Genomic DNA, 19,455 nt, shown 5'->3' on the forward strand with positions numbered 1-19,455 from the left:
CGCTCAGTTTTTATTTATAGCAAGTTACGCATGCTCCACCGCCTTCGGCTTCATCGTAAATATCATCAAGTTCGTTAAACTCGCAATATCCTTCAAAGTCTCCTAGCAGGGCGTTACGTCGTTTTTTCTTGTTAAAGCGAGCTACTTTTTTCTCATGATTTTCTATAATACGTTTTTGAACTGCTGGGTCTTCTAATGTTTCTAATGGCTGTCCTTGTCCCATCCAATAAAAACGTTCACCCACGGTTGTATTATTATCATCACCTTTTTCGAATGCTTTTGCTTCTTCAAATAAGTCTGGGTGCTTTTCCATAAGCTTAACCCATTCGATCTTTCTTTGGTAAAAGCAAAAAGTACATCCAGAGCGAGAGCGCCATTTATAGTATTCAGGTAGCTCTAGGCCGTTGCGCTGGAGTATATTCTCTATATCACTACGAACTATACCGTGCTCTCTAAAAGGAAACACAGACTCAATTGGCTTTTCAATTGTCATGTATCCAACACGTTCTGGTTCATCAGCCCGGATACCAACATAGTTTTTTATTTTATAACCATCTTTAATAAAGCTATCTAGCCACTGTTCAAAGGGTTTTAACTTCATTTGAACAGTGCACCAGCGATCTCGTTGAGAAGGTAGATAGTTGCCATGTTCTTTTAGAAGATGAGCAAAATCTTTTTCACCTCGCCCTTCAATATTATTTAAAGAGCGCGCATTAAGCCGGTGAATATATCCAAGCTTTTCTTCAAGTTGGTCAATAAACTCATTAGTTTCTGGTAGCTCATAGCCTGTATCAGTAAAAAAATACTCTACATCTAATTCAGGGTAGGTTTCTTTAACAAATAACGCTAAAGCGCTACTATCTTTACCACCAGAAAGTCCTAGTACATGCTTAACTTTATCAGTCATCAGTAACCTCTGATTCACTCTGTTCCATCAAATTAGTTAACAAACTAGTTAGTGCTGCGAGTTGTTTTTCTTTCGGCATATTAGCAATAGATGTTTGAATATTATCAACAGCGGTTTTTACATCTTTATCTCGCTCTAGCTCGTGTTTAATAAATCCACCAAACTCCTGATGATTCCCTTCATTATCAGTTGTAATAAACGCAAGTGGTTTAGAGTTACCTTGAGTTTGAATATTACCGAAGGATTCAATTCGTCTAAATTGTACACATAAGTTTTGTAGTTCATCTAGGCCACTACGTAAGTGTTTATCTGTCCAATTACGCTCAGGTGTTCCAGCAGCTAAATTTATAATAAACTCAAATTTAGTTTTACCATCTATATGCTGTGAAATACGCTTAGCAAGCTCTTTAATATTAGGGCGCTTAGCAACTTTTTCAACAAAATCACACCGCTCTTTCAAGGCTTGGTTAAAGTCTTCACCTAACATTTGGATAATAATTTGCTTAAATCCAGTTAGTAAAATATCGTGCTGAGCACTTAAATCTTCAATAGCCGTTTTTAAGTAGTTTCCGAGTTTATCCTCAAGTGTAGGATCATCTTTCTTAAAGCCAAATACTGCAGGTAAGTCATCTAAAATTAATTTGTAAGGGTCATTCGCAGCTATAACTTTATTTCTAAAGTCACGAGCTTGTTTTGTTAAACCGTTACCTTCACCACCTGTAAAACTTTCACCACTGGTTTTTTTAACCCATGTAGGAAGCTTGTGAACAATTCCTACTATGTGTTTAGCAATGTTTAAAATAGCGGCATCGTTTTTAACTTCACCAAGTGTTGCTTGCGCTAAGTTTTCCAGTAAGTGGCTTTGTATTTCAGATATTTCAAAATAACGAACACCAGCTTCATTCGGGTGCTTATAGATTTTATTGACTAATTCTTCATCTAATTCAGGTATAAAAATAAACTGGTTTGTTGAGTCCCAGTCGTAAAAAGCAACTTGCCCTTCAAGAGATTTAAGTAAAGCTAAACCATAAATACGGCATAAGCCGGCTGTTAAGCCAAAAGGCGGAAGCATCCAAAAATCATAAAGTTCGGCTAACGTCACCTGCTTGTTTTTCGAATTGTTTTTTATAAAGTTAAAGCCACTTTTAAACAACTCATACATTTCAGGATTAGCGGCTTGTGATTTTTTACTCCACTCGCTAGGGAATAAAAAGCCTTCAGATGTTTCACAGTGCCAACCTTTACTTTTTAAGCAAGAAAGATAAAGGCCTTTTTCAGGCGGAAAGGACTTTTCATCAAAGCCGAGATCTTTTTCATCACCACTCTCAAACATGGCATTCATTAATTTTCGAATTGCACTATTAGCGCTCCCCGAAGGTTTTGAGCGATTCACTAGCTCATTTATGACTACCGGAGATTTAATAAAAAGCTCATTTGCAATTTTCGACGCAATAGATGTCAAAGGTGCTTTAGCTAATTTTTTACCACAATGAAACCAATCTGCATTTTTGTATACGTACTGCAATTCATGATCAACATTCGATTGAGTAAATTTAATACGACTTTCTAGCTCATTTTTTGCTATCAGATCATGAGCTATTTTTTGCTCATCTTTGAGTATTTGCTTTAAAGCGATTAACTCAATTGCCGCATTTTTAAGGTTTGAAAAGTCTTTAAATTTTCCAATGATACTAAAAGGCATTTTCTTTTCATGAGGCTTAATTTCTTTAGCAACATCTTCATTTACGCACAAAATAAAAGTAGCAAATGCATCACCCGTTTTAGGTGGAGTGACAAAAGGTTTAATGAGAGCTACATCATATTTGTTTATTAGCTTTGTGGTTGCCCAACGCATTGTGCCTGTTTTATGATAATGCGCCGTCGCCAAAATATTTTGCGGAATATCACATATTTCAGACCAATCAACACCGTAGCTAATAGCTTCAATACGTTCATTTATTAAGTTGTTTATATCAATATCACTACCTTGAAACACGAATAAAGCATCATGTTTTTGTCGGTAAATAATAACGGTCCAAGTTTCTAAATCATTCAGCGCCTGCGCTATTTCAGCTACTGTATAGCCTCGGCTCACAAAGTATTGTTTTATAAACTCGCGTTTAGCATGTAATTGATGATGAAAACCAAAAATAGTGAGTAGAGCGATTAGTTTAGTAATAGCAGTATGTAGTTCACCGCCTTTTTGTTCAGCTCTATAAATGGCATCACAGCCCTCTAACCATGCTTTACTATCTTGTGATGTAACAATTAAATGATGTAAGTTATGGTGTAGATAATCCCAATACATTTCAGGGCGATATAAATTTAGTGCTTCATTGAGTTCGCTATATTCAGCTTCTAAAAATTCTCTGAATCCAAACTTTTCATGTGATGCTAAAAAACCAAATAAGCTACGTTCGTTCTGAGAAAAACGGCGACGAGAAACCGGGCCAAGCAATAAGCTCACAATTGGGTCGAGTGGTAACGTATTACTTAACGCATCAACATTTTTGTTTTGATTAGTAAATGCTGAACCGACAACATCAACTAATTTAGCATATTTTGATTCAATAGCTTTTACTACTTTAGGTGCTCTAGAAATTGAATCACCAACAAGTACTAAAGATTCATCAATCGAAGGGTTAAAGCTTAAATCCCTATAACGGCCTTGAACTTTACTCCATTCTTGTTGTGTTTTAACGTCTTTATTTTTAGCATAATCAGAGAATGCTTGGTGTAAAAAACCAACCAGCAACACAGGGCGTTTAGCTTGTTGAACAATATCCGCGAGAGACTGAAATAAATGTAAGTCTTTATTTGCACGCGATTGATAGTCTAACGCTTTGCCCATTTCGTCGAGTAGAATTAAAACGCCGTCTTCATTATCATTTTGTTTTTGTAGAAGTGATTTAATCTTGGCTAAACATTCATCATCATCAAGAGCCAGAGTATCTTCAGTATTATACTTAACGTTAAATGCATTCAATAGGCTAATTAAAATACTATTTGCAGGTGCTTCTAGGCCACAAACATGCTTAATTGTTTTCCAGCCATTAGTAATGTTAAACCTATTATCAAACTCAGTTATTACTTTTTGAGATCGACTTAACTTGCTTAATGCGTAATTACGTTGGTCTGAATCAGTAGAAAGTAAGCAAGATAAAAATAAGGCTACAGTTGATTTACCAGAACCATAAGGACCGGTGATCGTGTATGCTCTTTGCGTACTACCTTCAAATTCACGGCTAACAGTATCAAGTACGTTTATCGCTGTACCATGTACAATAAAATCATCAATAAAAGGTTTTAGGTTTGCACTATCAACATCAATGCGAGTGGAGCTTTTATATCGTTGGTTAATTGCAATAATAGATTCAGACATTGTATTTGCCGTAATAGTCATTTAAGTAATTGATAGTATTGTTTTTTGCAGAATCAGAAACATTAACTTGCCTTAGCCCTAGTGAATCAACCCATGAGATATTTTTGTTAGTATGTTCTTGAGCTTCATCGAGTTTTTGCCCTAATCCAGATTCAGACAACCTAAATATACGTCCAGGTGAACACGGTTTAGTCAGTAATGAATCAAAGTCAATCGTACTCACGTTAGAGTCAACAGTTTCTACTTTGAAAAACTCAAGTAATGCATATATAAATACGTCAATAGGTAGCTCAGGTCTTTCTGTTAAATTACTAACATAAAAAGAACGACCATTGTCTTGCACTAAATTAAGCTCAGCAAGCGGAGAGGTGAAGTGATCTTCATCTATTCTTTTTGTTGTTGTCTTAACTTTCTTACTGTACATATTTAAAAAACAATCCATGTCTTTTTTTATAGTTGTAACATTACCAACTTCACTTTTAACTAAGCGTTTTGCATCTTCATAGCAATCATCAATCAGTTTTGATTTCTCAAAGTGCTGAACATTAGAGTAGTTAAAAAAGTATCGATATGCAGTTAAGTGCTCATCATTAAAGTTTAACCAAAAGTGCAACAACCATATAGAACCCGATAATTCTAAGTAAGGGTCTTTAGCATCATCACCAAACAAATACAGCCCTTTATCTTGAGTAACTTTATGTAGGGTTTTATTGTTTTCTCTTTCGCTTTTTATAATACCGCTCGACTCAGCCCAATACTGAATCGCTTTTACCATATTTTTACCAACACCAAGCTCAACAATAGAGTGACGAATACTTTCTTCGTCAGAACTTGAGAAATTACCATTTGAATTCAAATGATTAACCGCTTTGAATAGCCATCCATAGCGCAGAGGGAAAGTGTCGTGACCTGTAAACTTAGCTTTCATAGCTTTTTGAGTGCCTCTGGAGAAATTGTCCAAGCGGCGATATTAACGTGAATTAAGATTAAGAGGAAGGCTTCAAGATAATTAATCAATAAAAAACTGTACTTTTATACAGTTTAATTTAATTTATCTCAATTCCCTTGTGGACGAAAGGTCTTTATTGTAAAGTTTTGAATATAAAGATAAATAATCAAATGATCTAGCCTGGCTTTCTACCTGTAGGCTCTAAGTGAATGGAAGCTATCATATTGATTTACATTAAAGGATTAAATATGCTGGCAAAAATTTTATCAAATTTTTCTGAAGATGAATTATTAAGTTTTCTCCCCAAAAACTCAATAAATTTCGCGTTGCAACTTGATGCGCATGAGAACCAAGTTTCTGAAACCAACACTTATAATAAAAATAAACTTGCAGGTATTGTTGCCAGTGTTAAGCAGGTCGACTTCATTTTTGATGCTCAATTACGTATAAAACTAATAGAACGATTATCAGCACAACAACTCGCAGAGCTGTTTCCTAGCTTTGAACTTGAAGCAAAACACGTTACTCCAAAATACTATGATGCCATCATAAGTTGGGCTGGAGATAATCCAGAAAAGTTCGCAGCTTTATTAGGACTTTCTGCGTTATATGAAAGTCAATTAAGCCAAGATAATGGATTAGAAAGCATAACGTGTATTGAGCCAAATTACGGCCTTTATCCATACCAACAAAACATTAGCAAACAGGTGTTTGCTGAACTTGCGCAGAATAAAAAACGAGTACTAATTCACTTGCCTACAGGGGCAGGTAAGACACGCACCGCAATGAATATAGCTGCCGAACATTTAAGGCAGTCTGAATGTAACTTGGTACTTTGGCTTGCAGACCGAGAAGAACTTTGTTCTCAAGCATATTCTGAGTTTGCGACAGCTTGGCAATCCCTAGGTAATCGCTCTACTTCCCTTTATGGCTTTTATTCAAGCTCCACAGAAAGCTTGAGTGGTATTGATTCAGGTTTTGTTGTTGGTGGCTTACACAAGTTCTTAAGTTTACGAAAAAGTGATTCTAGACAGTTACAACTTTTATATAGCAAGCTTGCTGAAAAAGTAACATTAGTAATTTTTGATGAAGCCCACAAAGCAGTAGCTCCTAAATTTCAAGAAGTTGTTCAAGACTTTATTGATGACAAAGCATTTCACGCCGACTTGATCGGTTTAACTGCCACTCCAGGCAGAAGCTACTCTGAGGATGGACTATCTGAAGAAGATGCGCGTCTAGCTACCTTTTTTTATAACAATAAAGTATCAATGCAAATATCAGGTTATCTCTCGCCAATAGATTACTTGGTTGAAAAAGGGTATTTGGCCAAAGCGAACTTTAAGTCGTTAAATTATGATCACTCAGGTATTGCTGCTTATGAGTTAAGGGATGCGGGCGGTGTTGAAACAATGACGACGTTAGCAAATAACATTGAGCGAAATCGTCAGATCCTCAATACTATTATTGATGAATGTAAACTTGAGTCACAAATTATTGTTTTTGCATGTACCGTAGAACACGGCATTAATTTGGCTACAGCGCTTGCCTACCAAGGTATAAAAGCAGCATCAATTGATAGTAAAAATGATACAGCAGAGAGCCGAAGAGCCAAAATTGCGCAATATAAAAATGGTGAGCTACAAGTTCTTGTTAATTTTAATGTATTAACAGCGGGCTTTGATGCACCTAAAACTAACGTTACCGTAATAGCTAAACCAATGAACTCCTTAGTACAGTACTTGCAAATGGCGGGTCGTGCTATGAGAGGCTATAAAAGCGGTGGTAACAAAGAGTGTAATATTTATACAGTTATGGATAACATACCTGAGTTTCAAAGTATTAGCCTCGCATTTGGTTATTGGAATGATATGTGGGCAGAAAAGGATATAAAATAATGAGTAATAGATTTTTAAGTGCTGAAACTGTTATTGAGTCGTTAAGAGATAATGGTTACAACAATACCGCATATGCTCTAGCTGAACTTATCGATAATAGCTTGCAAGCAACAGCTACCCGTGTAGAAGTTGGTTTTATAGAAGAGCAACTAAAAGCCCGTAAAAATTATACCGTATCAGAAATTTCCCTTTGGGATAATGGCGTGGGTATGGATATTGAGACGCTGCGAGTTGCTATGCAATTTGGTGGTGGAACACATCGTAAAGATACAGGCGGTATGGGTAAATTTGGTATGGGATTACCAAATTCCTCTATCTCACAGTGTAAACGTGTTGATGTATGGAGTTGGCAGGCCGGTGGGGAGCCTCACCATACTTACTTAGATGTTGATGAAATGAAAAGTGGTGCGCTGGAAGAAGTCCCAATACCTACAGAAAAGGCAATCCCTTCTAAGTACGAGAAAGCATTTTTTACTAAAAAACCGGAATCTGGCACTTTAATTATTTGGTCTAAACTTGACCGTTTAAGTTGGAAAACGGGCAAATCTATTTATCGCCACTGCGAGCACCTTGTCGGTAGAATGTATCGTAACTTTATTAGTGATGACAACATAAAAATAGACAGCATTACTTATCGTAAATCAGCGGATGACAGGCTTGATGTTTACGATAAAGAAACTTTTAAAGCTAATGATCCAATGTACCTCAAAAAGAACACTTCACTACCAGAATTACCTGGCAGCTATAAGAAAGAAGCGTTTTTTGAAAAAATGGATGAAGAAGTCATTTCTGTTGAATACATTGATGAAAACGGTGAGCCTAAACGAGATGATGTAACCGTTACTACCTCAATGGTTAAAAAGAATATATCAAATCGTATTTTAAAAGACACTGTTGGTAAATTAGGTGGTACAACCTGGGGTAAACATTGTAGCAAAAATGTCGGTGTTTCAATTGTTCGAGCCAATAGGGAGTTAGTTTTACGAGATTCATTCTTAACTTCTGCTTTGAGAGAGAGTAAAGGACGCTTTATTGGTATTGAAGTATCCTTCCCACCAACACTTGATGCTGTCTTTGGCGTAACGAATAACAAACAAGATGCAATTCGTTTAATTCCTTACGAGATGAAAACAATTTTTACTCAAGCAGGGTTTGATTCTGAGCAAGAATATTTAAGAGATTTAGAAGAAAACTCTGACTCACTACTTCAAGTACTTAAAGTAGTGGCAGTAATTAAAAAACATGTATCAGCTTTAACTAAAGCATTAGATACAATAAATGTTGAAGGAAAAGCCGTAAAAGGTGATGAGCCAAAAACCGTGTCTGAAGGTGCGGCATCTAAAGCAACGCAAGGCTCTGCACATCGTGAAACTCATGGTCATAAGACTAAAGAAGAAACACCAAAACAGCTAAAGAAAGAAGATGTTGTTGACCACCTCAAAAAAGCAGGTGGAATGAGTGATGAAGAAGCAGAAGAAAAGGCCGAGCGACTCATCCTTACAGGGAACCGTTTTTTAATTGAAGACGTAGCACGAGATTCTGAAGCATTTTTTGATGTATCAACTAGTAAAGGCTTAACATTAGTTTTATTCAATACAAACCATGTTTTCTATCAAAAGCTTGTAAGCAAACTAGGTGGTGATGAGCTTGAAATAATGCAAACCACAATAGCTGGCTTTGCCCGTGTGATGAATGAAACTACAGACGAACGACGTTTAGCCTATTTAAATACTATTCGTCGAGAATGGGGCTTAGTCATTAGTGAGTTCCTGCAAGGCCCTGAAGATGACGAGTTGGATGATTTTTAATGTCGAGCTTAATCTCAAATACTGAGCTGACACTTCAGCTTGAGGAGTTATTACCTAGTTGCAATGATTTAACTATCATATCTGCTTTTATGACCCAACCAGCGACTCGCTGGTTGGGTCAATTAACTTCTAATAACAAACCTAAAGTTCAATTGGTAGGTCGTTTTACACCGATTGATTTTGCAAAGGGTGCAAGTGACTTAAATGCACTGCGAGATTGTATTAATAATGGCTACCAAGTCAAAGCACTCGTAAATCTGCACGCAAAAATTTATCAAATAGATCACGATACTATTTTCAATGGTAGCGCTAATTTAACGGGCAAAGGTTTAGCGTTAGTTAATAATGGTAATTTAGAGTCGTGTAGCAGAGTAAATGCCTGTGAACAATCAAAAGCATTTATTAATAAAATAGTTGAATCAGCCACTGATTTATCACTAAGTATGCTTGATAAAATGCAAGCGTTTTTAGAACAACTTGATAATACGCCTGAAGCAGAGTTACCTGCTGTATGGCCTGAAGAGATACTGCCACAAACATCAGAATTGTTCGTATCAGATTTTCCGTTAAGTAAACCTGGCGTTAGTTTGAATGAATACCAACTCAATCCATCATTACCCTTTGCTCAAATTGAGTACACTAAGGATGATTTTACATTAGCATCAACCTTGTTCAAGCAAACAAAAGCATACGGTTGGTTAAAAAAGCAAATTACTGAAAATCAGTCAAAAAGAGACTTAGGTTTTGGGCAAATCTCAAGGTTGTTGCATGACGCCTTAGCTGATGATCCAGCACCTTACCGACAAGAAATAAAAGATCTCCAGGTAAATTTATATTCGTATCTCAAGCTCTATGCAAGTGATGAAGTAGAAGTTTATATGCCAGGTAGACGAAGCGAGATTATAAGAATTAAAAGAGGACAAGATGGACGTTTATAAAGGTGAAGCTAAATCGATTAAATCATATTTAAAAAATGACTTTTACTTTTACATTCCTGAGTATCAAAGAGCTTACTCTTGGAGTGGAGATAATGTTAGTGATTTACTATCTTCAATAACGAAAGGTTTAACAAGTTTTGAGATTGGAACAGATTCACATAGGCAAGAGAATTTCAGCTCATACCTTGGATGTATTATTGATTGGGTCCGCAATTCAAAAAATAGTGATAAAAAAGCTGAATATCAAAATGAAACATACATTGATAAGGTACGCGAATTAATTGACGGGCAACAAAGGACTTCAACATTTGCTATTTTATGTTCTCGTTTGTTTTATCAATTTGAAATACTGATTCAAAAGCTAAACGTAGAAAGTGATAGTGAATCAAAGATTTTAGCGGAAGTTATAATTGATGAATATTGTACCGAATTATTATCGTGTTTCTCTCGCACAGATGGTCGACAGGAGAAATTTAGACCATTTTTAATAAGAGAGGGTGTAGATAAGTGGAGTATTTCAGATTCAAATACTTATGAGTCACCAGTATCAAAATACCTATCAGATTTTATAGATTATACTTCGAGTCGCCCAGATGAGATTTTCTTTGATCTTAGAAATTTTCCATCGTCAACTGATAGAAACTTAGCTGATGCTTTAAAGTCTTGTGATGAAGAGATTAGTAGTACTTTAGATAATTTATCATCTATAAAATTCTTAGGTGATAAGTTCGTCGGTAAGGAGTTATTTAAAGGGGTTTACTCGGGGTTTAATAAATTCGACTTGATTGAATATATGGAACGTTCCCCAGAAAATAAAGGAGTGATTCAAGAAATAATAGCATTAGCTGCATTTACAAAGTACTTATTAGACTTTTGTTTTATAACAATTATTTCTTCACCTTCAGAAGAAAAATCTTTAGATATATTTCAGCAAATAAATTCAACAGGTCAGCAGTTATCTGCCTTTGATTTAGTTAAGCCTAGAATATCTCTATGTTTTAGAAATGAAAATAAACTATTTAATGAAATGCCAGCATTTAAAATCTTTAATAAAGTTGCTGATTGGTTGAAGAAGAATGATGCTATAGGTGGGCAGCGAAAGAGGTGTAATACTAGAACTAATGAGTTTTTCGAAATTGCAATGCATTACTTTTCAGTTCAATCCCCATCACCTTATGATTTAGGTGGGCAGAGGAAAATTATAACTGAGGGCTTTAGTAATTTTATCAACTCTAAAGCAAATAATTTAGTTGGATTGACAACTTCGGAAAAGGCACATGAATTCTGTTTGAGATTAGAGAGCATACAGATATATCTTGATTCATTTAAACTAAATTATAACTTTAGTGATTTTGGTGAGTATAAGAAAAGAGGAGAAAACTTATATTTAAGCAATGATAGTAGAGATGTTTTCACTAATACAGCGGCCTTTAACTTTTTATTTTTACTTAAATCTAAGCATAGTGTTTGTAATGCCCTACTAGTACATTTTTACCATGGGTATAGAGTAAACCCTTCGCTTGAAAATAAAAAAATGTTTGAAAAAGTAATAAATAATTCAGCTGTGTTTTTTTCTATATTTAGGTTGGTAGGAAATATACACCCTGATGCTTTTTGGAAGTCTTTCTATTCTGATATACAAATATTTGAAAGTAATGACTTTGTAAGTTTGCTAGCTAATTTTCAAGATAGTTATAACTCTGCAGCGTATAGAGCATTTCAATTTGACATAAATAAATTAGATAAAGATTTAGTTACTACTAATTTAGTAAAAAATATTCGTTATAATGGCAGAGCTAACTCACTGATTAGGTATACATTATTAATTGCATCAGACTCTACAGTTCCAGCCTCTTATGAAGGTGAAGAGTGTGGCTTACTCCTTGCTAATAACAAAGGTAGCAGGCTTATATCACCAGAGTATTGGCTTTCAAGGGAAACTAGTACGATAGAGCATATCGCTCCGCAAGAATGTATTAATGGAAAGATATCAGTTTGGCCTCCTGAGTTTAATGGCTCATCGGATATTATCAATTCAATTGGTAACCTAACTTTATTGGGACAGGTATTGAACTCATCGGTGCAGACAGATGCATATAAGAAAGCAGAAGTATTTGCAAAATCATTTGATAATCAATTTAGCTTTCCTAACCAAGACAAGGAAACTTATATTTCACATTATTGTCAAACCGTTGTGGATGCAATTGATAAGCAGCATTTATTAAAGCCAGTTTCACTAAGGTTATGCCAATGGCTTTCCAACGATGTAGGCAATAAATACTCATGGGATAGCTCTTTTATCCAAAAGCGGAGTGAAAATATTGCTAGCCTATATATCGATAAATGTATCGAAATGGTAAATCAAAGTTGAGTCGGGAATCTATCTTTTTGAAATTTCATCTATTAATTATATAAAAGGTATAATTTTTTAATGTTAAATTAATTTTTTTTAATGTCATCGAAAGTAGAATCAGGTTGGTGTTTCCATGTTTAATATCAACTTTACCAAGCTCTCTCAAAAGGCGTTTATTAAACGCCTTTTGTTTTTTATAATCTTCAAACGTATCATCAATATAATCAATTTTATTAAGAAGTAGTGGCCGCTTTTCCTCAATAATGTAATCAAAAAAATCTACATCTTGATCTGCCATTTTTATTTTAACGCGCTCCTTGAGCTGCGGTAGAGGGGAATCATAAAACCCTTCATAACCAAGTAGTGTTACCTTACCTGAATGTATATGAATTTTAATAAGCTGAATATCATCAAGCTCACCATACATCTGCAGTGCTGCGCCAATATATACGCGAAGTACTAGCGGTAGTAGGGTTATAAAGTCTTTATGCAGTGTTAGCGCGTGAGGTCGCCCGTTTTCAAAGTCGATTTTACCTGCGGGTAGTAGTTTTTCGGCTTCTATACACAGCGATTCAATTAGTGCGCTATCTGCTATTTGAAAAAGCAGCTCAGTGGCTTGGTGCTGCGCTATTTTGTATGTATCGAAAAATGCCTTTATATCACGCTTTAAATCTTCTGTCTGTTGTGTGTATGGCTTTCGTTTTTCAAACATGGCAAGTGCAAAGTAAAGAAGTAAATCTTCTTTACGCATTGTTTCAGCGGTTGTTAGCTCGTCTTCTTCAAACCATTTTAAAACGAGCTGCAGTGCTTTTTTATTGGAGCCGATAACCTCTTTTATTTTGTCACTTTGCGCAAACTCATTATTTGCTGGGCAGCGGCCAAGCGTTAAGCATGTTAACCAGAACGATTCAAAAAGTTGCTGGTACTGTGTAAATAAAATTCGCGCCTGTTCTTCATTAACAGGTTCTGGCGCTGTTAGATGCTGCCATTTATAAGCACGTTTATGGCGGTTTTGTAAAAAGTGTTGTTCGAGCTGCTTATCTTTAAATATGTAATAAATACCAGGAGCTACAGCAATCGCGTTTTCGTCAACACTCATTTCTATAAACGCTTTAAGCTCAGCTTGCGTATAGTATTTTTGAAAGGTATTACGGCTTGTAATTACACCGTCTTTATAAGGCTGAAATTGACTTACAAGCGATTCGTTACCTAACATTGCAGACACAACCAATAACTTTTGTGAAAGCTCCCACGCGCCAAGTAACGCTTCTATTCGCTCATCTCGATCTTCTATTACATTTATTACAAAACCAATATTAACAATGTCAGAAATGACTTTGTCCGCATCAGGCCGGTAGTTTAGATCCCAGCCTAGGGCATCTATTCCGTGCGCTTCGAGCTCTCGTAAATCATCACCTCTACCGCACCCGTAATCAAAAATAGAGTAATCACCATTTAAAAAGCCGTTTTTAGCTAATGTTTTTAAAGGGGCAGAAAGTTCATGGCGAACAATTGCCGTTAAATGCCTGTCGATTGTTTTGTCATCAGTAGGGCTTTGTACTGCAGAGCTTCGGAATAAACGACCATCAACTAGCTCATAGCCTTTTTTTGTAATTAAACGCTCCCACGAGCCTTTAAAGCCGATCATGCGCGTGTTTTCGTATAGCCCAGCTTGCTCCCCTTCAGCTGTTAGGTCACAAAATAATTGATAATATTTATTAGTTGGCGAAACCATTGTTTCTTTTCGGTGCAATATCGGCGGGTTTTCACTGTTATCGTATTTCGTTATTTTATGCGATAGCTTTGCTAGATCGACGGTTACGCTTTGCTTGAGTGCAGGGTATGAATCTGTATAAAAAGTAGGGTAACTTAAAAGCGAGAGCCTAAAGTCGTTTTTAAATAGCTTTATAAGATCGTAATCGGCTTCATCTACTTTAAGAGCTTGAGCAACAACTTTGATAAATTTGACTAATTCAGCAGGGGCATCGGTAAATGCATCTTTGTGAAAATAAATGGCATCAGGTAGCTTTTTTGCTATTTTTACTTTTTTTACAAGTTGTTTAAATTGCTCTGCGTTCATAACTTAATAATTTGCTAAGTGAAGTGCCTGCACTTTACAGGGGCTGAGTGTATCCAAACTATATAACTCATCTTGTTGATTTACAATGCACGGGCATTCAGCGATATAAAAATCAATACCTTTGGCCGTTTTTATACTCCGCAGATAAACAGGCACTATTGGCATCGAAGAAGGTAGCTTTTCTAAAAGGCTCAAGCTTGGGTAAAGCAATTTATGTTTGGCTAAAGAGTCAAATTTATCGCCATGCTTAGCTTCAATCACAAATAAGTGTTCTTTACCATTTCGCTTAGCAACAAATACAGCATCGATTTCAACTTGGCCATTTATATGCTCAAGAGTGGCGCTTTCGCTAGCGAGAGGCTTAAAGTTAAACGTGAATGTACTTTGCCCTGTTGCTGGCACAACTATTGTTTTATCATCTTCGAGATTAAGCGCTTCAGCCATTAATCCAGATGCTATAGCTAGGTTTACAACTGATGTCTCAGTCACTTTTGGTAATAGTTGAAAGGCAAATAAACTTCTTATTGATACATTCGGTAAAAATAATTCTGGCTGTAATTGACCAAATAGTGATAAGTCATCAAAGAAGAAAGCGCTCACATTATTTGCTTTAACAAGCGAAAAATAAGTTTGATTATCTCTTGGGCGAGAACCTAGCCTTAACACCATCGTATTTTGGTCTTTTAAAATCTTAGGCAGTTTTTTGATTGAGTCTATAGATATTGAAGCTGCGGTATTTGCTTTTATATTATGTGCGTTAACGTATTGCTGGAAGCCTTGTGGAGTAGAAATACTTTGCCCATTAGTTTGCATCTCTAATACGATATCTTGAAATATCACTTATTCACCCTTGCTTTCTATATAATAAAAATACGCGCGACCGCGCTTTTCAAACTTAAGCTCGCCACGCTCGCGGCGATGCATAAGCTCACAGCCAGTTATTCTGAGATGCGCCATAGCCTCTTTACTCGACAGCCATTTACCTTTTTGATCTTGATTAGCCATTTAAGTCACTCAAACTAAGTATAAATTTAATATACATAACTCTTGGTATATCGACAAATTTTGCCTTAGTTGTGTTAAAAAGCGTTTTTGGTTACAGGGAAGTCCCGGCTACTTCACGCTTTTTGAGTCGTGCAATTTTAATCGATGTTTAATTTTCTTGCGGCATGTACTTTTTTTTGAGCTTCTAAGTTGAAGAGTGTTTCTACATCAAAGTCAAAGTGGTGGCTCAATTTAGCCGCTAAGCTAATGCTTAAGTCAGAACCATTAAAAAAACGACTTAGTGTTGATGGATTAACCCCCAATCTATGGGCAGCGGCGCTTGAGTTTATGCCTTTTTTATTAAGTTTACGCTTTACAAGCGAAGCGGCTCCCGTTGGTGCAGAAATTACGCCTATTAAATCTGTATTTACATTCATGTAATGATGCCTTTCTATAGATATTGGAAACTTAATCAACAAGGGTTTTTAACCCATGTCGTTATTCTCTTTACTATTAAATATAAATCATACTAAATAAATGGGTACAGATGAAAGCGCTTTTCGCGCCAGCAAGCTTAACGCCTACGGTGGTAAAAGGCGCTAGGTTCTTGGGACGTGACTAGGGGCTAGGGTTAATCAGTAGCCCGCAGCTTGATACACGCAAAGTCCAGAATGAGGCAATTAAAGCTATTATTCGCTTCATTGCATGAGGCAAATAATAAGCATCGGCTTCTTTGATTGAAAACCTTGCCGTTAGTATAAAAAATGGTACGATAACCCTAATTTAGCTACAGCGATATAGATATGATTAAAAGGATTTTATTAGCTATCAGCTTGATTTTAAGTAGTGGTACATTGGCTGCTGAACAATACTCACAAGCGCATTGTGACCGCATTGAAGCTGAACGAGAAAACATCAGAGAGCGAATGAGGTCGAGTTATACCGCAGCTCTCGGGGAGCGTTTGCGTAAGCGCTCTACTGCATTATTTGAGCAGTTAGGCCGTCATTGTAAAAGCCCAACGAAGACGAGCAGCCGTTCGGGTTCGCGAACTTACATGCGTTCGTCGGCAAATGATTTATTAAATAAAAAGGTGTATGACTTCACGGTTTACAGTAAAACATACGACAGTGATAGTAAGCGTTTGCAATGGAACGAGTTTTACCAGCATCCTGAGCGTTGTAGAACTAAAGACATGCAGAAAACTGACTTTGTTTGGTGTAGTGAAAATCGAGCTGAGCAGCGAGCTAGGTTTGAAGCGCAGTGGCAGCCATCTAATAAAGTCAGTAACCGTATGAATAATTCTGGGGTTGTAAAGTCGCAAATAAAATCAGCAGAAACTCCATCAATTACTCATTCGATGACATTAACCCCGGTGTCAAAAGCGCAAACTCGTTTGACGTCCACAGTTAATGAAGAGGAAGTGTCTAGCCAGAAAGTTTGGCAGTTAGTGGTTGTTGGCTGTTTAGCACTTATTGGTGTGTTTGGGTTTTATCGCTGGTTTAAAGATTAGTAAAAAGTGAGTAGGAACTAGGTTCTAGAAAAAAGCGTCAGCAAGCTTAACGCCTACGGGGTGAAGGTATAAAGGTTCTAGGGAAGTGACTAGGGCCTAGGTTAATCCGTAGCTTGTCGATCAAACCCCGTGACTTTTTTTTCTCTGTGTAGCGAAGCGTCTCGGTTCTCTCGGTGGTAAATTTGGTTTTAAAACAATCACAGCTAAAGCTTGTTCCTACGTGGAATATTAAGCCGTGGCTCAAACCCCGTAGTTTTTGCCTTCTCATTTACCCTCATTCACTTCTCTTCGTGCAAAATGGTTTTAAGTGATTTATTCACAAAGAGGTAAAGAGGCGCTGCGCTGATGAGGAAAAACACAAGGGCGCTAATGTAGGTCGTGCTTTAGCGCGTCAATTTTCAACATTAGACATTGTCGCCATAAATGACGACCTATAAGGAAATGCCAGGATTATTCCGCAGCTCGTAGCCCATAGCTCGCGGCTCGTCGCTATTTCAACTCCCCAGCTTTATTTTTATCTAGTAAATTTAAATTTACTTATGGGGTTTAATTAAACTTTAACTCACCATAAGTAAAATATAACTTTCTTATGGATGATTGATTTATTCTTCAGTCTAAAAGTAAAGTATTGTTGACTTTTGCTTTAGGTGTCCTAAAATCAGTTGTATAAGTAAATTATAGTTGACCAAATATGAGTGATACACTTGGCAAAAAAACACTCGGAAGAGTTGTTAAACGTACTGAAATGCCTGAGCTTTCTAAGCCATTTTCGCCCGTGCAACTGGCTAAAGCCATAACAGCAAAACGAACAGGAATGAAGTTGACATTAATGGATGTATCACAAGCACTTGCTATTTCTAAGCCTACACTAATCAAAATAGAAAAAGGCGATGTAACTGTTCAACTGCATAATGTACTTAAAGTGATGGAATACTTAGGGTTGTCGTTTAGCCTTGTTAGCGATGATATAACTCACAGCAATGAAGAGGTGAGCGATGAACAGTGGTACTAATACCAACCGCTTAGATGTGTTTATTGGTCAATCACAAAAGGTGGCTGAGATTACATTAGCAGTAGGCTCTGAAAGTGAAATTTCATTTACTTATGAGGCTAATTGGGTCAACGAGGGTTTTGCAGTTTCACCACACTTGCCACTCAATGGCGATTTTGACTCTCGTGCAGTGCGCAATTACCTACAAAATTTATTACCTGAAGGAAAAGGGCTTGAAGAGATCATTAGTAGCACGACCATTTCGAAGAATAATACTTTTGGTTTAATAAAGGTAATTGGGGAAGAGACGTCAGGTGCTTTGTCGTTTAAGGCAAGTAATAGTGCTGTAAAGCAAACCTCTTTTCGCGAAATAACTAATGAGGAGTTAAGTCAAAAGCTTAGCCGTTTTAAGCAAGCAGGCGAGGCTATTACACTGTGGGATGGACGAACGAGACTCTCTGTTGCTGGGGTTCAAGATAAGCTTAATCTACTCGAAATAGATGGAAGATTAGGGTTTGGTGAAGGCCAGCTATGCTCTAATAAAATCTTTAAATTTGAAACGGGTGCTGCGCCTTTTATTGCAGTGAATGAACTATTTACTATGTTATTGGCAAAAGGCGCAGGACTTGATGTGCCTGATGTTGAATTGCGTAGCTATGGTGAAATTCGGGCCTTTGTTATCGATCGTTTTGATAGGCGTGTTGTTAAAGAGCAAAACCGAGTTTTACGTCGTCATGTTATTGATGGGTGCCAAGCGACTAATTTGCCGCCTTCTTACAAATACGAGCGTCAGCACGGTGATGAAGGTGATGGTATTTATATTCGAGATGGTGTTTCTTTTCCTAAGCTGTTTAATATTGAACCAGCGAATGAGCAAGCGTATCAGGCGCAACTTATTCGTTGGATGACATTTAATATTTTAGTGCGTAATTATGATGCTCACGGTAAAAATATTAGTTTTTTTGTTGGTAAAAATGGTTTAGAGCTCACACCGTTTTACGATTTGGTAAACATTGAAGCGATTATCGAACAGACGAGCATTGATTGTGCAAAAAGTGGTTCACAGTCAGCTATTTCAAGGAATTATGCAATGTCGCTAGGTGACTATAATTCACAAGGCGCGGGTAATTTTAGTAATGAAATAACGGCTTATATGTTAGCTGATTTTGCTGATGAGTTTGATATTTCTCTTGCGCGTATGCAGCTACTGATGAGTCAAACAATTCAATCCGTATTAGGGGCAATAAATATGGCCAAAACGACTGCTATTGCAAATAACTTGTCTAATAGTGAACTAGAACACATTGGTTTATGTATTAATATTATTAAAAAAGCAGCTGTCGAACTGGATGAGCAGGTTGAGCTGTTACCAAGTATGAAAGCGTTTATTTAGGCTTCTTCATTGTAAGTAAAAGACGCTAGGTTTTAGGGAAGTGACTAGGTGCTAGGGTTAATTCGTAGCCCGTCGCTCGTAGCTCAAACCCCGTGACTTTTTTGTCTTCTCTGTATAGCGAAGCGTCTCGGTGCCCTCGGTGGTAAATTTGGTTTTAAAGCAATCACAGCTAAAGCTTGTTCCTACGTGGAATATTAAGCTGTGATTCGTAGCCCGCAGCCCGTCGCTCGTAGCTCAAACCTGTGTAGCGAAGCGTCTCGGTGC

General features: G+C 36.9%; 14 protein-coding genes. 7 read left to right on the plus strand and 7 right to left on the minus strand.

Annotation, left to right across the window (positions count from 1 at the left end; translation table 11 throughout):
- Positions 1-10: 10 nt before the first annotated feature.
- From AAEU30_RS00940 to AAEU30_RS00950, 3 genes are read right to left on the minus strand one after another with little or no spacing between them, the layout of a single operon-like run.
- Positions 11-907: a phosphoadenosine phosphosulfate reductase family protein gene (locus AAEU30_RS00940; protein ID WP_421958871.1), complete on the minus strand. Its 897-nt coding sequence runs from the start codon at positions 905-907 to the stop codon at positions 11-13.
- A complete protein-coding gene (locus AAEU30_RS00945; protein ID WP_421958872.1) occupies positions 900-4,289 on the minus strand; it encodes a hypothetical protein in 3,390 nt (1,129 codons plus the stop codon). Before AAEU30_RS00945 ends, AAEU30_RS00940 begins: the two co-directional genes overlap by 8 nt.
- Positions 4,282-5,217, minus strand: coding sequence for a DUF4007 family protein (locus tag AAEU30_RS00950; RefSeq protein ID WP_421958873.1), 936 nt, complete (start codon positions 5,215-5,217; stop codon positions 4,282-4,284). The genes AAEU30_RS00945 and AAEU30_RS00950 overlap by 8 nt, the downstream gene beginning before the upstream one ends.
- A 269-nt stretch (positions 5,218-5,486) precedes the next feature.
- Between AAEU30_RS00950 and AAEU30_RS00955 the strand changes: the two genes are divergently transcribed.
- Genes AAEU30_RS00955 through AAEU30_RS00970 form a run of 4 tightly spaced genes read left to right on the plus strand, consistent with a single transcriptional unit; the run spans position 5,487 to position 12,250 of the window.
- A complete protein-coding gene (locus tag AAEU30_RS00955; RefSeq protein ID WP_421958874.1) occupies positions 5,487-7,133 on the plus strand; it encodes a DEAD/DEAH box helicase in 1,647 nt (548 codons plus the stop codon).
- Positions 7,133-8,941, plus strand: a complete 1,809-nt coding sequence (locus tag AAEU30_RS00960; RefSeq protein WP_421958875.1) for an ATP-binding protein — start codon at positions 7,133-7,135, stop codon at positions 8,939-8,941. The genes AAEU30_RS00955 and AAEU30_RS00960 overlap by 1 nt, the downstream gene beginning before the upstream one ends.
- A complete protein-coding gene (locus tag AAEU30_RS00965; protein ID WP_421958876.1) occupies positions 8,941-9,879 on the plus strand; it encodes a phospholipase D-like domain-containing protein in 939 nt (312 codons plus the stop codon). Before AAEU30_RS00960 ends, AAEU30_RS00965 begins: the two co-directional genes overlap by 1 nt.
- Positions 9,866-12,250, plus strand: a complete 2,385-nt coding sequence (locus tag AAEU30_RS00970) for a GmrSD restriction endonuclease domain-containing protein (protein ID WP_421958877.1) — start codon at positions 9,866-9,868, stop codon at positions 12,248-12,250. The genes AAEU30_RS00965 and AAEU30_RS00970 overlap by 14 nt, the downstream gene beginning before the upstream one ends.
- A gap of 25 nt (positions 12,251-12,275) precedes the next feature.
- Here AAEU30_RS00970 and AAEU30_RS00975 read toward each other — a convergent pair whose 3' ends face one another.
- The 4 genes from AAEU30_RS00975 to AAEU30_RS00990 all read right to left on the minus strand — a co-directional run bounded on the left by AAEU30_RS00975 (position 12,276) and on the right by AAEU30_RS00990 (position 15,733).
- Positions 12,276-14,312, minus strand: a complete 2,037-nt coding sequence (locus AAEU30_RS00975) for a DNA phosphorothioation-associated putative methyltransferase (RefSeq protein ID WP_421958878.1) — start codon at positions 14,310-14,312, stop codon at positions 12,276-12,278.
- Positions 14,313-14,315: 3 nt separating this feature from the next.
- Entirely contained in the window at positions 14,316-15,152 is an 837-nt protein-coding gene (locus AAEU30_RS00980) for a DUF6997 domain-containing protein (protein ID WP_421958879.1), read from the minus strand.
- Positions 15,153-15,317 carry a hypothetical protein gene (locus AAEU30_RS00985; protein ID WP_421958880.1) on the minus strand — a complete coding sequence of 55 codons (165 nt, stop codon included), beginning with the start codon at positions 15,315-15,317 and terminating at the stop codon, positions 15,153-15,155.
- 137 nt (positions 15,318-15,454) lie between these two features.
- Entirely contained in the window at positions 15,455-15,733 is a 279-nt protein-coding gene (locus AAEU30_RS00990) for a helix-turn-helix transcriptional regulator (protein ID WP_421958881.1), read from the minus strand.
- Positions 15,734-16,099: 366 nt separating this feature from the next.
- On the opposite strand from AAEU30_RS00990, the gene AAEU30_RS00995 reads away from it, so the two are divergent.
- The 3 genes from AAEU30_RS00995 to AAEU30_RS01005 all read left to right on the plus strand — a co-directional run bounded on the left by AAEU30_RS00995 (position 16,100) and on the right by AAEU30_RS01005 (position 19,191).
- The gene (locus AAEU30_RS00995) at positions 16,100-16,807 is read left to right on the plus strand and encodes a hypothetical protein (protein ID WP_421958882.1); all 708 of its coding nucleotides are present in this window, start codon (positions 16,100-16,102) and stop codon (positions 16,805-16,807) included.
- Between the two features lie 691 nt (positions 16,808-17,498).
- Positions 17,499-17,819 carry a helix-turn-helix domain-containing protein gene (locus AAEU30_RS01000; RefSeq protein ID WP_421958883.1) on the plus strand — a complete coding sequence of 107 codons (321 nt, stop codon included), beginning with the start codon at positions 17,499-17,501 and terminating at the stop codon, positions 17,817-17,819.
- Complete coding sequence (locus AAEU30_RS01005) at positions 17,803-19,191, plus strand: HipA domain-containing protein (RefSeq protein WP_421958884.1); 1,389 nt, start codon at positions 17,803-17,805, stop codon at positions 19,189-19,191. Before AAEU30_RS01000 ends, AAEU30_RS01005 begins: the two co-directional genes overlap by 17 nt.
- The last annotated feature ends 264 nt before the right edge of the window (positions 19,192-19,455 follow it).

It is taken from the genome of Pseudoalteromonas mucoides (assembly GCF_049257175.1).
In the GTDB taxonomy this organism is placed as follows: Bacteria; Pseudomonadota; Gammaproteobacteria; order Enterobacterales; family Alteromonadaceae; genus Pseudoalteromonas.

Coding starts and splice junctions, on each gene's coding strand:
- AAEU30_RS01005 (WP_421958884.1), top strand. CDS start 17,803: ATGAACAGTGGTACTAATACCAACCGCTTAGATGTGTTTATTGGTCAA.
- AAEU30_RS00940 (WP_421958871.1), bottom strand. CDS start 907: ATGACTGATAAAGTTAAGCATGTACTAGGACTTTCTGGTGGTAAAGAT.
- AAEU30_RS00990 (WP_421958881.1), bottom strand. CDS start 15,733: ATGAATGTAAATACAGATTTAATAGGCGTAATTTCTGCACCAACGGGA.
- AAEU30_RS01000 (WP_421958883.1), top strand. CDS start 17,499: ATGAGTGATACACTTGGCAAAAAAACACTCGGAAGAGTTGTTAAACGT.
- AAEU30_RS00985 (WP_421958880.1), bottom strand. CDS start 15,317: ATGGCTAATCAAGATCAAAAAGGTAAATGGCTGTCGAGTAAAGAGGCT.
- AAEU30_RS00960 (WP_421958875.1), top strand. CDS start 7,133: ATGAGTAATAGATTTTTAAGTGCTGAAACTGTTATTGAGTCGTTAAGA.
- AAEU30_RS00965 (WP_421958876.1), top strand. CDS start 8,941: ATGTCGAGCTTAATCTCAAATACTGAGCTGACACTTCAGCTTGAGGAG.
- AAEU30_RS00945 (WP_421958872.1), bottom strand. CDS start 4,289: ATGTCTGAATCTATTATTGCAATTAACCAACGATATAAAAGCTCCACT.
- AAEU30_RS00970 (WP_421958877.1), top strand. CDS start 9,866: ATGGACGTTTATAAAGGTGAAGCTAAATCGATTAAATCATATTTAAAA.
- AAEU30_RS00950 (WP_421958873.1), bottom strand. CDS start 5,217: ATGAAAGCTAAGTTTACAGGTCACGACACTTTCCCTCTGCGCTATGGA.
- AAEU30_RS00995 (WP_421958882.1), top strand. CDS start 16,100: ATGATTAAAAGGATTTTATTAGCTATCAGCTTGATTTTAAGTAGTGGT.
- AAEU30_RS00975 (WP_421958878.1), bottom strand. CDS start 14,312: ATGAACGCAGAGCAATTTAAACAACTTGTAAAAAAAGTAAAAATAGCA.
- AAEU30_RS00955 (WP_421958874.1), top strand. CDS start 5,487: ATGCTGGCAAAAATTTTATCAAATTTTTCTGAAGATGAATTATTAAGT.